The organism is Polaribacter septentrionalilitoris, from assembly GCF_009832745.1.
GTDB lineage: Bacteria > Bacteroidota > Bacteroidia > Flavobacteriales > Flavobacteriaceae > Polaribacter > Polaribacter septentrionalilitoris.
In genome coordinates this window covers 1-13,353 of sequence record NZ_VRMJ01000031.1, presented here as the reverse complement: position 1 = coordinate 13,353, position 13,353 = coordinate 1, and the positions used below count along the sequence as shown (strand labels likewise).

At 27.4% G+C, this 13,353-nt stretch carries 14 protein-coding genes; all 14 read right to left on the bottom strand.

All coding sequences use genetic code 11. The features are described from left to right. Positions 1–256: 256 nt before the first annotated feature. Positions 257–1,861, bottom strand: coding sequence for a hypothetical protein (locus FP421_RS06815; RefSeq protein ID WP_159948952.1), 1,605 nt, complete (start codon positions 1,859–1,861; stop codon positions 257–259). Next, positions 1,858–2,880 (bottom strand): hypothetical protein, encoded by a 1,023-nt coding sequence (locus tag FP421_RS06810; protein WP_159948950.1) that lies wholly within the window; start codon positions 2,878–2,880, stop codon positions 1,858–1,860. The genes FP421_RS06815 and FP421_RS06810 overlap by 4 nt, the downstream gene beginning before the upstream one ends. A 755-nt stretch (positions 2,881–3,635) precedes the next feature. Then, positions 3,636–4,373: a DUF6882 domain-containing protein gene (locus tag FP421_RS06805; RefSeq protein ID WP_236548067.1), complete on the bottom strand. Its 738-nt coding sequence runs from the start codon at positions 4,371–4,373 to the stop codon at positions 3,636–3,638. Positions 4,374–4,532: 159 nt separating this feature from the next. Further along, on the bottom strand, positions 4,533–5,102 hold the full coding sequence (locus FP421_RS06800) for a hypothetical protein (RefSeq protein ID WP_159948946.1): 570 nt from the start codon (positions 5,100–5,102) through the stop codon (positions 4,533–4,535). 128 nt (positions 5,103–5,230) lie between these two features. Continuing rightward, positions 5,231–5,848 (bottom strand): hypothetical protein, encoded by a 618-nt coding sequence (locus tag FP421_RS06795; protein WP_159948944.1) that lies wholly within the window; start codon positions 5,846–5,848, stop codon positions 5,231–5,233. A gap of 58 nt (positions 5,849–5,906) precedes the next feature. Further along, positions 5,907–6,758: an IS3 family transposase gene (locus FP421_RS06790; RefSeq protein ID WP_159948954.1), complete on the bottom strand. Its 852-nt coding sequence runs from the start codon at positions 6,756–6,758 to the stop codon at positions 5,907–5,909. Continuing rightward, positions 6,758–7,129, bottom strand: coding sequence for a transposase (locus FP421_RS06785; protein WP_159948942.1), 372 nt, complete (start codon positions 7,127–7,129; stop codon positions 6,758–6,760). The genes FP421_RS06790 and FP421_RS06785 overlap by 1 nt, the downstream gene beginning before the upstream one ends. Before the next feature lie 188 nt (positions 7,130–7,317). Continuing rightward, a complete protein-coding gene (locus tag FP421_RS06780) occupies positions 7,318–7,773 on the bottom strand; it encodes a hypothetical protein (protein WP_159948932.1) in 456 nt (151 codons plus the stop codon). 251 nt (positions 7,774–8,024) lie between these two features. Further along, a complete protein-coding gene (locus FP421_RS06775) occupies positions 8,025–8,897 on the bottom strand; it encodes a hypothetical protein (RefSeq protein WP_159948930.1) in 873 nt (290 codons plus the stop codon). A gap of 133 nt (positions 8,898–9,030) precedes the next feature. Continuing rightward, positions 9,031–10,104 (bottom strand): hypothetical protein, encoded by a 1,074-nt coding sequence (locus FP421_RS06770; protein WP_159948928.1) that lies wholly within the window; start codon positions 10,102–10,104, stop codon positions 9,031–9,033. A 148-nt stretch (positions 10,105–10,252) separates the two neighbouring features. Then, a complete protein-coding gene (locus tag FP421_RS06765; protein ID WP_159948926.1) occupies positions 10,253–10,789 on the bottom strand; it encodes a hypothetical protein in 537 nt (178 codons plus the stop codon). A gap of 9 nt (positions 10,790–10,798) precedes the next feature. Next, positions 10,799–11,350, bottom strand: coding sequence for a hypothetical protein (locus tag FP421_RS06760; RefSeq protein ID WP_159948924.1), 552 nt, complete (start codon positions 11,348–11,350; stop codon positions 10,799–10,801). A gap of 180 nt (positions 11,351–11,530) precedes the next feature. Further along, positions 11,531–12,076, bottom strand: coding sequence for a hypothetical protein (locus tag FP421_RS06755; protein ID WP_159948922.1), 546 nt, complete (start codon positions 12,074–12,076; stop codon positions 11,531–11,533). Positions 12,077–12,316: 240 nt separating this feature from the next. Further along, positions 12,317–13,108, bottom strand: coding sequence for a short-chain dehydrogenase (locus FP421_RS06750; RefSeq protein ID WP_159948920.1), 792 nt, complete (start codon positions 13,106–13,108; stop codon positions 12,317–12,319). Positions 13,109–13,353: the final 245 nt, after the last annotated feature.

Genomic DNA, 13,353 nt, shown 5'->3' with positions numbered 1-13,353 from the left:
ACGTGTTGAATTTTGCTAGCGAGAGAGTGTTCAACTTTTTAAAATTCCACTTTTTTTCAATTTTAAAGAACATTAAATCGCAATTTTTTTATTCCCACGTTTGAGTGAGCACAGTTTTTTGCAACGTTGATGTATATGGTTTGTTGCGTGTTTCAAGCAACTAATTTAGTAAATAATTACGGACAAAGAAAGTCCGCGAGGACTTTCGTAAGTAGGCGAGAAGCCAGCAATAAATTATATACGGTGTTGGCGGTAGTTATTCTTTTATTCCGAATTTTTCAAGTATTTCATTAAATGAATCTACATAATTATCCTGTAATATCTGACTATCTGCAAAAGACGAATAGTCAATTACATTTACGTTTTCAAGTTTCAAATACTTTGCTGAATCATATTCTTCATCTTTTAAAGTAGAAGTCAATATAACTTGGTTGTCAAGTTTTATATATTCTTCAATCATAATATTTTCTTTTGTAGAAGATAATTCTCCTTCTCTGAAAGAATCAATTATTATAGGAAATTCAATGTTTAAAACTTTATTTAAAGCTAGTATTTTGCAAAAATAATATTCTTGTTCTTCACTTCCTGAGTATGTTTCTCCTGATTTAGTAAATAAATCTTCAAAATCTAATAATCCATCTTTATCAATTATTTTATAATAACGCATCATTTCAGATATAACACTTTCCATAATGAGTTTTTGTAAATCTTTATTTGATACAATTTTACTTTCGTTGTTATTGATTTTCTTTTGAACTTCTTCAAGTTGTTTTTGAAGTTCTGACACTATTTTATCTATATCTTTTGAATCTATTATTTCATCTTGAAATAGAATGTAATTTTTTACATCAGGTGTTGAAGTTTTTAATAATTTCTGAATTTGAGATTGTTCTTTATTTATTTCACTATTAAATTCTTGAACAATTTCTTTTTTCATAGAAATACTTTCTTGTATAGACTTTAATATGTTTTGGCGGACATAATTATTGCTTACTTCAAATTCAAATTCCTGATTAGCGAAGATAATTTTTGAACTACCGCAATCAGAACATTTAACTTTTCCTTCATGTAAACTTCTATTCAGAGAGTTTAATTCAATAATTAGATTTTCTAATTTAATCTTTCTGTTTTCTTCTCTATTTCTTTGTTTTTGTAAATCTGCAATACTTTTGTGTAATTCACTAAGTCGTTTAGATGTGTTTTTAAAATCAATATTATTTGCTGTTGAACTAATAAATGAAGCTATTTCTGGATTCTTCTTTAAAATAGTAATTTTTCTTTTTTCTGTTTTGATTTTTAAATCTATAGATTTTTTTTGTTCTTTAAGTTCTTCTATGTCATATTTGTTTGTGCTAGAAATAAGAACATTTTGCATTGCAAAAATCATATTCTTAAAGTCTTGTTTGTTGTTACGACCTTTAATGATTAAGTTAGAAGAGTTTCTTTTATCTTGACCTAAGAAAAATAATTCGTAGAATAATGTTAAATCTACGGGTTTTAATTCGCCATCTTTTTCAATCTTAGGTAATGTGTATATGTATTTATCGAAATAATATTTAAACTCACTAATACTATTAAATACATTAAGTATATCATTCTCAAGTAGAATAATTGAGTTTCCTTTTCTTAGAAATTCGTAGCTTATTTGGTTAATAATGATGTTAGAATAAAAAAAATAACTTTTATAGTTAAAACCACTAGGGAAAATGGAATCGTAACCAATAGAATGCATAAGTCCTTGAATAACTAAGGTTTTTCCTCTGTTATTATCATTACTGAATATAATGTTAGTTGTGTTTTTAAATCTATCTTCAATAAATGCTTCTTGGCTATTTCCAAATGCCGTTTTTTTTATAATCATTGTTTTCCTTCGATTGTAATAGCAATTAAATATTTAATAGTTATTGGGGTTAAATAAGATATTCTAGGTTTATAATTATTGAATATTGTTTTAAATATTTGTTCTACGTCTGTAATGTTGTTTGATTCTATAAATTCAATTATTACCTCGCATATTTTCCAAAACTCACGATTACTATTTTTGTTAAAAAAAGCTCTTGATAAATTTGAATTACATTCTTGGACAGTATCTTTTACGTCTTCCACATCTAGTGCATTTATTAACGGATAAAAATAGAATGGAATTGATTTGTATTCGAATACTTCACAGCCGATTATTCTACTTATTATTAAGGTTTCTACATCTTTCGAAAATAAGTGTCGGTTGAACTTTAAAACATCTTTTATATTTGTTATAATCTCGTTTTCAATATAAGAATTCTTTTTACTTGATTGAATATCTCTTAAATCTTGAAAAACACTTTGATAAAATGCGTCAGTTTTAATTTCTGTTTTCTTAAACTTTGTAACTGTTTTTATATATTCATTATCAAGTTCTGTATCCTCAACAATTATTACTTTTTTAAGAAAATCCTCTTGTTTTTTATCATAATTTATAGAAGTTCCTTTTACTCTTATTACCTCTAGATTTAAACCATTTTTAATCCTCGTTAGCGTTTTGTCTACAATATTTTCAATTCCATAAGTATTTAGTTTAGCATCAATTTTATATTCAGTTTTTAAAACTGGACAAAAGAAAATAAACTCTTTAAAATCAAATGAAGAAGTAAAATTGTCAAAAAGTGTGAAAAAATATTTTCCAATCTTTTTTGGGTTTAGGTTTTTTTCATTTTTTGATTGAATATCCCAAATTTTATCTGATTTTTTATTAATTCCACTAACATCATTAAAACAGTCAAAAGCAATATATTCAACTTCTTTACTATCCTTTCTCTTTCCAATTAAATAAAGTAAAGATTTTGTTTCAAAGTCAGTAGCCTTCTTGTTATTTATTTCAGTATTTTTAAAGGTGTAATTCATTGACTTTACTTTTTCTATATGTCGTTCGTTTTAATTACCGCCAACGTTTTGGTGTATGTTTTGCTGCGTAAATTTAGCAAAAAATAACTAATAAAACCAGACTTTTCCGTTTGCGAGGTTTTTCGCAAGAAAAACTGAAGCAAGCAGTAAATTATACACGGTGTTATGTTTTGTTGCGAAACATTTGAGTGAGTGCGTTTTGATTCCGTTTTCATTTTTTTTCGACATTTTTGAATTCCTTTTTTGAGCTGTTTTTTAGTTAATTTTACAAAATTCAGATTTTAAGAAAGAGTTTTCACGTTTTAATTCCGCACAGATTTTCGATTCCGTTTTGATGCTTAATTTGCGAGAGAGAGTTTAGCACGTTTCTGTTTTTGAAAATTTTCTAAAATTCAAAATACGAGTACATTCCACAAAGATTTTCAATTCCGTTTTGAGTTCTAATTCGCACGCAATTTTTCCACATATACTTTGTTTTTCACTTTTTTTTAAAAAATTCTAAACCTGAAAAAATTCAAGCGTTTCAATTTTCGTGTTGCATTGAATTTTTTAAAATTAGCGAGAGACTGTTCAGCATTTTTTTCAGCGTTTCGATTTTCCTGAGCAATAAAACATAACGTTGTTGTATAAGATTAGTTGCGTGTTTTAAGCACTAAAGTTAGCAAATAAATCACAGATAGAAAGTCCGCGAGGACTTTCGTAAATAGGCTAAAACCAGCAATTAATTTTATACGGTGTTGTGCTTAGTGTTTTCGTCATTCGTTTATTTCTTTAATTTCAAAATAGCATTTTTCACAAACTAAATTTATTTTAGCAAACTCCATAGATTCATCATTCCAACCATTTGTTTTAATTCTCTCTTTTTCACATTCAGAACACCAAGCTTGAAAATCATCTTCTTCGTCCAATTCCATTCCACGATAAGTTTCAAAGGCTTCCTCAAATCCAGTTTTTTGTTTAGAATTCAAATGTTGACAAATAAATGCTTTTCTTAATTTTCCGTGAACTCCACAGTCAATTAATTCACTTTCTATTTTTTCAACTTCTTCTTTTGTTATTTCCTCTGTTAATAAAAAATATTTTTCTAAATTGTCTGAAATAACTCGATAAGTTCCAATTCCTCCAATTATTTCAAATGCAATAGAAGTTAATTCCCAACCTGTAAAATTGTCTCCTTCAAAATGCTCTTTCGTTAAATTTTCGTATTTCTTCTTTTCTCCGAATTCTTTGACTTTTAAAGTCTGAAATTTTCTCGGTTCAACAGAATTTTCATTTGCCCAAGACCACATCCAAGTATTTTTCTTTTTCGAAAATGTTCCAATTGGGATGTATTTGAAATAAATTTCTTTGTTTTCCGAATAAAGTTTTAATGTTTCACTCGATTGATTATAAAACCAATTTTCATAATTATCTGTGTCATATTTTTTTCTAAAATCATCTTGAAATTCAGTCAGATTTTGACAAGAATTTTCAGCGTATTTTTTATATTTCAAGGTTCTAAATATCAATTCAGTTCAGATTTTTTTTGCATTAAGCACAACGTTGTTGTGTAAGGAAAGTTGCGTGGTTTAAGCAATAAAGTTAGTAAATAAAACACGAACCAAGAAAATCCGCGAGGATTTTCGTAAGTAAGCTTTTACCAGCAATTTTTTTTACACGGTGTTGGCAGTAGACTTTATCAAATCTATTATTAATTTCTCATTTCGTTTACTTTCACCATTGTTCAATACCAAAAAATGTTCATTCGATAAATTAAATAAACTTTTTACAAAAAACTCCTTATTTTCTAACCCAATATAAATTCGATTTCCCATATTTGGCGAAATTATTGTATTTCTTGAAATTCCTAAAGTTTCAGCATTTTCTTTAGTTTCTATTATTAAATAATTGTCAGATTTTTCAGAAAGTTTCCAACCTGGATTTAATTCAAGAGTTTGTTCCAGAATATTTATAAATTCCTTTTTATTATAAAGAAATCTAATTCTTTCAACTTTTAGATTTATGTAAAAATAAATAAAAGTTATTAGAAAAAATATGAAAGAGAAAATTCCAATTTTTTCCACTGTGTTTTCGGTAAAGTTAAAATTTTCAAATGGTAATTTTGTAAACCCATTTGTCAAACAAAATACTGTTACAATTAAACATATTATTGAAAGTCTATAATATCTGAATTTTTCAGACATTGATAATTTTATTTTTTCGTTTTCAATTATTTCTCTCAACTTTCGGTTTTTGTTTACTGCCAACGTTGTTGTGTATGATTAGTTGCGTATTTTAAGCACTAAAGTTAGTAAATAAATCACAGATAGAAAGTCCGCGAGGACTTTCGTAAATTGGCTAAAACCAGCAATTAATTATACACGGTGTTGTAATTAGTTATTTTTTTAATTACTGGTTTTTCAATTAATTCATATTCAATTATTTTCTTTTCAGTTAAATCTGCATTATTTGAATCTATTCGATATTCATATGTCACAAGAATTTGGTCATTTTTTATATCTGACACAAAAGTTCTATGAGGCCAATAATTATATAGTGATTTTATGTTTTTTGTTTTCCATAAGCTGTCATTTTCAATTCCTTTGGATGTAAATTCATATTCTTTCCATTTCTTTGATTTAAAATCTCCATAAATTATTTTGTCAGAACCGTGAAAATTTCCAGTTTTCAAAACGTACAAATTATTCACTTTGACTAATTGTTCGTCTTCATTCCATTCTCTTCCAGAATAGATTCCTTTACCAAGATTTAGTGTTTTCCCATTTTGAGATTTGTATTCATAATTAATAATGTATTCCCAAGAATGAAGGTCAGGATAATATTCCATTTTACAGACTAATTTTCCGCCAATATTCTGATTTATTTCAACGGTTTTAAATTCAGGTTGAAGAGCCCAATAGACAAGTGAAATAAGAATTATTCCTATTCCTAAAGTTGTCAAAATTGCTATTGTGCATCCTTTTTTCATTTTTTAATGTCTAGTCCTGAAATATGGCTACAGGTTAATCCCGAAATTTCGGGAGAATTTACGCTGATAATTGATATACCATATTCGGTGTTTTATAGTCTAAAGATAAGTGTAATCTTACTTCGTTGTATAAATTAATTACATTTTTTGCAGCTCTCTTAGCGTGTGCTACGTTATCAAAGGTTTGGTCGAGATAAAATTCGTCTTTTAAGATACCATTTACACGCTCTGCCATTGCGTTTTCGTAACAATGATTTTCTTGTGTCATACTAATATCTATCTTTTTTCTTTTGAGTATTTGTGTGTATACATTGCTACAATATTGTATTCCTCTATCAGAATGATGAATAAGCTGTTTAATATCTTTAGCTTGGTAGATGGCCTTATTAATGGCTCTTACGCATCCTTTTAGTTCCAGGCTATCACTAAGGTCATAACCAACTATTTTTCTGGAGTACATATCAGTTATTAAAGCTAAGTAACAAAAGCCTTTTACAGTTCTTATGTATGTAATATCAGATACCCAAACTTGATTAGGTCGCGTTATTTCAAGGTCTTTTATAATGTTGTTATACTTGTAAAAACGATGATATGAGTTTGTTGTTCTGGCACTGGTTTTCTTTCTAAGTGTTAGCATATTGTGTTTTCTAAGTACGTTAAATAAAGTATCTCTACCAATTTTAAGATTGGCTTTAGTAAACTCGTTATTTAATGATTTTTTGAGTTTACGCACCCCTTCTCTAGGAAGGGATTTGCGTTTTTTACTGACTATATTTATAATCTGCTGTTCTAGTTTTAAACGCTTATCAGCTCTAGATTTGTATTTATAATAGGCATCACGTTTAAGTCCAAAACAATTTGTTATGGTTGTTAAAGACGCAAATCCCTTAGATTTTTCTTTAGCTTTTATTAAGGCTTTATACTTAACTTTTTTTTTAGCTCAATAACAGATTTATAGCCAAGATCTTCAGCAGCTACTTCTAGATAAGAATCCAATACCATAGCATCTAGATCCTTTTTAAGCAATAGTTTTTTAAGCTGTTCAATCTCTTTTTGAAGAGCTTTAATTCGTGATATTTCGTCTTTAGTTTCCACTTTCACTCTGGTGTTCATTAGGTCTTTACGATTATATTTTTTAATCCACTCGTTAACAGTTGTAGGTGCAATAGAGTAGAGTTTACAAAGTTCACTCTTTGTATGTTTCCCAATGCTAAGTTCGTCTAAAATTTTTAATTTAAAAGGTTCGCTGTAACGTCTAATTACTTTGTCATTTTTGTACATAATGTTTAAAATTATGTAGCCTTTATTCAGGACGGGTCATAATTAATTACAACGTTGTTGTATAAAGTTTTGTTGCGTTGATTAAGCGTAAAGTTAATAAATATTTACCAAATTAAAAGTGTGCGAGAATTTTCCAAAATAAGCCAAAAACAGCAATAAAATTTATACGGTGTTGGCAACTGTTTTTTTTATTTATTAATTTCTTCCTTATTTTTCGAAATATTAAAATAACTTGATTTATTCTTAAAATGATTATTCTGTTTATCAAAATCCCATTCCAAACTATCTGGAATTTTATTAATTAATTTGTTTCTGTGTAATATATTTATTCCATAATTATTCTTATCAAAAACGACTATAAGATTTTGTCTAAATTTAAAATAACCTTCTGGATTTTCCTTAACAATAATTTCATTTTCATCTTTGCTAATCGATGAATTTAGTTGATTAAAATGAAAAACAAATGGATTCAGTCTAACCTGAACAATTGAGTCTAGTCCTTTTTTCCAAAAATAAAGTTGATATGATGGAGTTGCAAATTTTCCTTGTCCTTTTAATGCCAAATATTTAGGAATTGGATTTTTTTTGATGTAATTTTCTAAAAATTGTTCAAAATCAGCGTTAATTATGACTTCATTTTTCATGTTGCAAGAGTAAAACAATACAATTATTAGAATCAATAATGTTTTCTCAATTTTCTTCAAACCTTTCATTTATTATTGTAATTTGTTTCTTTTCAAGTTTGAAATTCAACTTTCAGAATTTGAGTGAGTAATAGTTGCCAACGTTGTTGTATAAGATTAGTTGCGTGTTTTAAGCACTAAAGTTAGCAAATAAATCACAGATAGAAAGTCCGCGAGGACTTTCGTAAACTGGCTAAAAATAGCAATTAATTTTATACGGTGTTGTGTGTAGTTTTTATTTCAAATTCTGTTGATTTAAATTCTTTTTCCAAAAATTCATATTCACAATGAAAAATTACATTCTCTCCAGAATTTTTATAGCAACTCTCAGAGAAATTTGGATTTATTAATATCCTATTTTCTTTCACGATTATAAAATTTTTCGGTTTGTTTGTTCTGTCTTTTACGATGTCAAAAGATATTTTTATTGTTCCATTTTCATTATTGATTTTTTTGTTAAAAACTTTGCCAATTCCAATAGAGTCAGTTAGTTTTTTTTCGGCAACATTATATTCGTAAGTTTTTCCTTTGTCTTTTGTTATAAGACTTGAAACAAGAAATTTATAATCATAATATTCAATTAATTGTTCACTTTTATATATTCTTGATTCACAAAATGGGTGTAATATAGTTTCTGAGTTTTCAAATTTTTCAGAATTGTTTGTTGCTATAAATTTACTTTCATAATATTCTTTTTCAGAACAGTAATTTGAGAAATAAAAATGAACTTTGTTATTGTGACTTATTTCTAATTCCTTTATAAACTTATTGTTTTTAAAAAAATAAAACCTTGATTTATTTATATTTAAATCACTCGTTTCAAAATCTAAATTTAAGTCGCATTTGATTTCGTCTTTTAGAACTGGAACACTTTCATTTCCTGAAATATATTTAAAAAAGTCCCACTCGAATTCAGTTAATTCCTTAAAATCTAAATATTGTTTTTCTTTTGAATCAATAAATTTCTTTCCATTTTCCTCAATTTTAGATAATAACTTTTCCTCAAATTTGATTGATTCTATATTTGAATTCTTGCAAGAAAACAAAGAACTAATTATCAATAAAATTCCGATTATTATTTTCAATTCGAGAGTTTTTTTAATTACACACAACGTGTTTGTACAAGGTTAGTTGCGTGGTTTAAGCATTAAATTTACTAAATAATTACTGACAAAGAAAATCCGCGAGGATTTTCGTAAGTGAGCAAAAAGCAAGCAATTAATTTTGTACGGTGTTACTTGCAGTATTTTTTTTCCAATTCTGTTCTTGATTCCATTCATATTCTAAATTATATAATTCGTATTTAGAGAAATTCAATTTTTCAATAATTCCATTATATATTTTATCAGGATTATTTTTTAATGCTTTCCAAATATTTTCAAAATGAACATCTTTTTGAAAATCCTTTGTTTTCATAATAGAATTTTCTAATAATTTTCTAGATTCTAAATTTTTAAAACAGACAATAGTTTCATAAAGAACCCTAATAATTATATAATCAAATCCAGTTTTTTTGTTCAACTCTTGTTGATGTATTTTTCTAACTTCATTAAATAAAACTACATCAGGATGATTTATTACAGATTTTAAACCGCAAGTTTGAATTTCAGTTTTTTTGTCATTAAGAAGTTTTATAATTAATGATAAGTTTTCCTTTTTCTTAAACTTGGATAAAGCTATAACAGCTGAATTTTCTCCTAATAATGCAAGTCTTTTTAATTGAGTATAAAACTTTTTTTCTGGCTCAATTTTTTCAAGAAGTTCGTTTTTATAATTGAGAGTTAAATTTTCATTAAAAATGATTAAACTATCTAATTCTGTTTTTTGCTTTATTAAAGAATCATTTCTCAAAGAGTATTTGTAAAATAAAGAATTAATTAGATAATCATTAACTCTTGTTTCATCTCCAATACAACCATATTGAGTATAAACAGTTGTGGAATCTTTCAGATTATTTTTTAAAATTTCAAAACTGTTTTTATTTTTTTGCTTTACTAAAATATCATAAGTGTAACATTTGACGACTGGATTTGGATGTTCCATTAATGCCAATAATTCAGATTCAGTTGCATTTTTCTTAAGTTCTATAAAGTTATCCCATTGTTTTGGTTTTGTTGGAAGTTCTCCAACAAAAGGTCCTGTGATTTCTCCATATTCAATAATGTCTGAAATTATTGCTTGAGTTTTTGAACTTAATTTTTCTTCATTTAAGAAGTCAATTTTTTCCTTCTTAAGATTACAAGAAGTAAATAAAATCAACAAAGATATTAAGTAAGCAATTTTCTTTCTCATATATTGCAAGTAACGTTATTGTATATGGTTTGTTGCGTGTTTTAAGCACCCAATTTAGCAAATACAAACCAAATAGAAAATCCGCAAGGATTTTCGTAAGTAGGCTTGAACTAGCAATAAATTATATACGGTGTTGTAGTGCGTTTTTTTACCATTTATCTTTTTTTGTAATCCTTTTAAAATGCGTAACCTTTTGAAAAGTAAAGTCCATAATTTTCGATGGTTTCTTCAGAAAACTGCTCTTAAATTCCGTATTCCGTTTTTTTAAAGCGTAAAGTTCAATGTCTGTTGTTTCTCCCTGTTTGGATAAAGCGTCTTCATATTTTTGAACGAATTTGATATTTTTCAGCGTCACTCTATAACGCTCATCTTTAAATTCTATTAATACGAATGCTTTTACATAACTCCGAGAAACATACATAGGTGTTGACATTTCCGATATTCCGTATCCTTTAAAGTCCATTGAGAGTTGGTTGATTTCGGCAGACAGACTTTCTTCGTTTTCCGAAATGTTTTCAAACTGGCCAGAACTTTTGATTTGTCCAATGAGTTGTTTTTTTGTCAAATCGGTTTCGTAAACTTTTTGCCAAAGAACTTGGCCATTTTCTATCTCAAAATTATCAGTTTCAAATAGGGTAAAACCGATAAGAAATATCGAACATAGAATTAGTGAAATTGATTTCATAAAATATTTTTATTGTTTTTTAATTTTTTTAACAGCTAAAGGTTTTGTAGTTACACTATTAAGCTCATTAAATTGGGTTTTTAATTTTTTTATTTCGTAGTTAACACTATCAATTTTGCTTTCAAGTTTCTTGAAATCGGTAGCTTTATGGTTTATAATACTGTCTTTATGTTCTACTAATTTAATTAATCGGTCATTTTTGTTTTCGGATGAGCAAGAATTTATCCCGAAAATTATCCCAGTTAAAATTCCTAATATAGCGATAGCTTTGTCCGCAATTTTGTAAAAACTATTAGTTTTTCCTTTTTTGTGTTGTTCGTAATAATTTGTGTTTCTAATAAAAATTTCTCCGTCTTGTGTTAAGGTATATTTTAGAGTATCGCCTTTATAAGTTGGTTTGTGAATTGCTATTTGATTAGCCTTTTCCAATTCCAGTATTGCAAAGTCAATTTTAGATTTATCATATTTTAATTTAGCAAATAATTCATCTGGTGGAAGTAGTGGGATTTTTTCAGAAACCAATGCTCTTAAAATATCATCTTTTATGTTCTTTTTCTTCATAAATTTCTATAATCAGATTGGGTTTCTCAAATGCACTACAACGGTTTAGTACATGAAAAGTAGCGTTTTTGAAAACGATATTTTCCGATGTTTAAAATTAGTATTTTTTAGGTTTAGAAACATTCTATTTTACTAAATGAAGCTATTTTTTATGTACATTGTTGGCAAATCGTTTTTTATTTATTTTTTTTCGTTCGTCTTTTTTCGTGCTTTTTTCTTTTCTTGTTTTTCTATTTCTTTATCTGTTTTTCGGACAAATAATGGTGTGTATTTTTTGTGTTCATCACTTTTCAGCCAATCAACATATTTTTTTTGAAAATTCTCAACTCCATCTCTCTTAATTTCCCAAAAATAATATTCGACTAAATTTGGATTATTCTCGCAGAAAGACAAAAGACAATTCTGAATTCCAGTTAATGCTGCATAAGGCATAAACTCAATTTGGTCAGCCATAATAATCGCAATTTCTCCTTTTGTTAAATTCCGTTCTTGACATTCAGATTTAACTTTAGTCAGAGTAGAGTCAGTAAAAAATTCCGCAAGAGTTATCAGAGAGTTTTCTCCGAAAGCAATAATTTTTTTCGCTTGTTCGGTTTTCCTAATTTCTTTAGAATTTTCCGTTTCCGAAATTCCGTTTAACAAAGAATCAATTTCAGATTTCGTTTGTGAAAAACTTAAATTAAGATTCAGAACAATTATCAGGAATGTAAATATTGTTTTTTTCATTCAGTTTATATTTATTTTTCAAATCTATTCTATGTTTTGTTATTCCTAAACTCTAAATGAGTGAACTATGGTTTTCAATTAGTTAACGGATTTCCTTTAATGTTTGCCAACGTGTTTGTATATGGTTTGTTGCGTGGTTTAAGCACTAAAGTTAGCAAATAAAAACCATATAGAAAATCCGCGAAGATTTTCGTAAGTAGGCTAGAACAAGCAATAAATTATATACGGTGTTGCCAGTAGTTATTTCTTTATTTCTTGTTTTAAATTCGCTAATTTCTTTTTAGCATCCTCTATTTTTTTCTGTTTTTTAAATTCATCTAATTTCTCGTCTAAAATAATCTCAATTCCAACTCTCAAGGTATCGAAGTGAGCAAGACAGGTTTTTTCGTCTAATTCGTGAATACCTAGACTTAGTATTGAATACATTCCCTTGTTTTCAACTAGAAAAGTTGGTAAATAATGACTTAATAAATCAATTTTATTATCCATTCTTGCAGGCTGAAAAATACTGTCATCAATTGTTGATTCAGATTTAGCTTTATTATATGCTTCTTCAATCAAATGCTCAAAGATTCTTCTTAGATAAACGAAAGAGCCAATTCCGACTCCGTTAGCAGCTAAGCCAATTGCTCTGGTGAATTCTTTTAATTTCTCTTTTGAAAGTAATTTGTTGTACTGTTTTACTTCATAAATATGAAAATCCGCAACAGATGGATATTGTCCAATTTTAGAAAGTGTATTTGAATTTGGCTGCCATAAAATATAATACCAAAATATCATATTAGTTCTTTTGCATTCTATTTTTACAGTACCAAATCCACCTTCTTTGAAGTATGGACTATTAGAATTCGGAATTAAATCTGTAATTATTTTAAAAGTAGATTCAACTTTTTCGAAAGGATTATATCCGTGAAAATCAGTCGCGATGGTTTTGTCAAGTATTTCTTTGAAAATATCAACATTTTCAGCATTAATTTCTATTGGTGAATAGATTGGAATATTAAAAAAAAAATCTGTTAATGTTAAATTCATAGGTTTTGTTTTAATTACTGGCAACGGTCTAGTGTATGATTTCGTTGCGTGTTTAGGCAATAAAGTTAGCAAATAAATCACGGATAGAAAGTCCGCGAGGACTTTCGTAAGTAGGCTCTAACTAGCAATGAATTATACACATTGTTGTAAAACGTTTTTTTAATCGATTGGGATTTCAATAAATTCCGAAATCACTTTACCGTTTTTAGAGTTTATCTTAATCACTTTCGATTGGTTATTTTTCA

Coding starts and splice junctions, on each gene's coding strand:
- FP421_RS06815 (WP_159948952.1), bottom strand. CDS start 1,861: ATGATTATAAAAAAAACGGCATTTGGAAATAGCCAAGAAGCATTTATT.
- FP421_RS06810 (WP_159948950.1), bottom strand. CDS start 2,880: ATGAATTACACCTTTAAAAATACTGAAATAAATAACAAGAAGGCTACT.
- FP421_RS06795 (WP_159948944.1), bottom strand. CDS start 5,848: ATGAAAAAAGGATGCACAATAGCAATTTTGACAACTTTAGGAATAGGA.
- FP421_RS06785 (WP_159948942.1), bottom strand. CDS start 7,129: ATGTACAAAAATGACAAAGTAATTAGACGTTACAGCGAACCTTTTAAA.
- FP421_RS06780 (WP_159948932.1), bottom strand. CDS start 7,773: ATGAAAAATGAAGTCATAATTAACGCTGATTTTGAACAATTTTTAGAA.
- FP421_RS06770 (WP_159948928.1), bottom strand. CDS start 10,104: ATGAGAAAGAAAATTGCTTACTTAATATCTTTGTTGATTTTATTTACT.
- FP421_RS06765 (WP_159948926.1), bottom strand. CDS start 10,789: ATGAAATCAATTTCACTAATTCTATGTTCGATATTTCTTATCGGTTTT.
- FP421_RS06760 (WP_159948924.1), bottom strand. CDS start 11,350: ATGAAGAAAAAGAACATAAAAGATGATATTTTAAGAGCATTGGTTTCT.
- FP421_RS06755 (WP_159948922.1), bottom strand. CDS start 12,076: ATGAAAAAAACAATATTTACATTCCTGATAATTGTTCTGAATCTTAAT.
- FP421_RS06750 (WP_159948920.1), bottom strand. CDS start 13,108: ATGAATTTAACATTAACAGATTTTTTTTTTAATATTCCAATCTATTCA.